The 1,066-nt window shown below is 68.9% G+C and carries 1 protein-coding gene; it reads left to right on the forward strand.

Annotated elements, in window-relative coordinates:
* The first annotated feature begins 245 nt into the window (after positions 1 to 245).
* Positions 246 to 1,046 carry an IS5 family transposase gene (locus JL475_RS39115; RefSeq protein ID WP_202282945.1) on the forward strand — a complete coding sequence of 267 codons (801 nt, stop codon included), beginning with the start codon at positions 246 to 248 and terminating at the stop codon, positions 1,044 to 1,046.
* The last annotated feature ends 20 nt before the right edge of the window (positions 1,047 to 1,066 follow it).

A 1,066-nucleotide genomic window follows, 5' to 3' on the forward strand; every position in this document is an offset into this window, starting at 1 on the left:
CTGTCCATGAACTGATCGTCAGGGCGGCGGAGCGGAATCGGTGAAGCCGTCCGGACGAGCAGGACCTCTTGGTAGCAACAGCGGTGTCGAAGCCGGCCGCCGCACCAAGAGGTCCTGTCATGCCGTTGTACGCCACCGCGCCGTCCCCTGTCTCCGCAGTTGAGGAAGTCGATTGCTCCTGCGTCGCCTGTCGGTTCGGCCACGGTGCCGACCGCCCTGCCCGTCCGCGCCGCTACACCACGGACATGACGGACGCGGAATGGCAGGCCCTTGCGCCGCTGCTGCCCTGGCCGGCCTGGCTGGACGGCAACGGCGGCCGCCCGGAGGAGTACTGCCGACGCCTGGTCATCGACGCCATCTGCTACGTCGCCGACAACGGCAACAAGTGGCGCAACCTGCCCGCCGACTACGGCATTGGCTGGAAGAGCCTGCACGCGATCTTCACCCGGTGGAGCCGGGACGGCTTCACCCTCGCCCTCCACAACGACCTGCGCGAGAAGGTCCGCGAGGCCGAAGGGCGTGAGCGGGAGCCGTCCGCGGCGGTCATCGACTCGCAGTCGGTACGGGCCGCGGAGACCGTCGGCGCCGGCAGCCGGGGGTGGGACGCGGGCAAGAAGGTCGGCGGCCGCAAGCGCCACGTGATCGTGGACACCATCGGCATGGTCCTGGTCGTGCTGGTGACTGCCGCGAACGTGCAGGACCGCGACGGCGCCCGCCCGGCGCTGGAGTTCCTCCGCGACCTCTACGAGCGGATCGTCCTGGTGTGGGCCGACGGCGGCTACGCGGGCAGGCTCGTAGATTGGGCCAAAGATAAGGTCCAGGTCACGCTGGAGATCGTCAAGCGCAGCGACGACGTGCAGGGCTTCGTGGTGCTCCCGAGGCGTTGGGTGGTCGAGCGCACTCTGTCGTGGATCTGCCAGCGCCGCCGGTGCGTCCGCGACTACGAGCGCTTACCGGAGCACCACGAGGCCATGGTCCACTGGTCGATGATCCTCCTGATGCGACGCCGCCTCGCCCGCGCCACCGCCCCGCCAACCTCGAAATGATCAGTTCATGGACAGGCACT

The organism is Streptomyces sp. M2CJ-2 (genome assembly GCF_016757295.1).
Lineage (GTDB): Bacteria > Actinomycetota > Actinomycetes > Streptomycetales > Streptomycetaceae > Streptomyces.

Coding starts and splice junctions, on each gene's coding strand:
- JL475_RS39115 (WP_202282945.1), top strand. CDS start 246: ATGACGGACGCGGAATGGCAGGCCCTTGCGCCGCTGCTGCCCTGGCCG.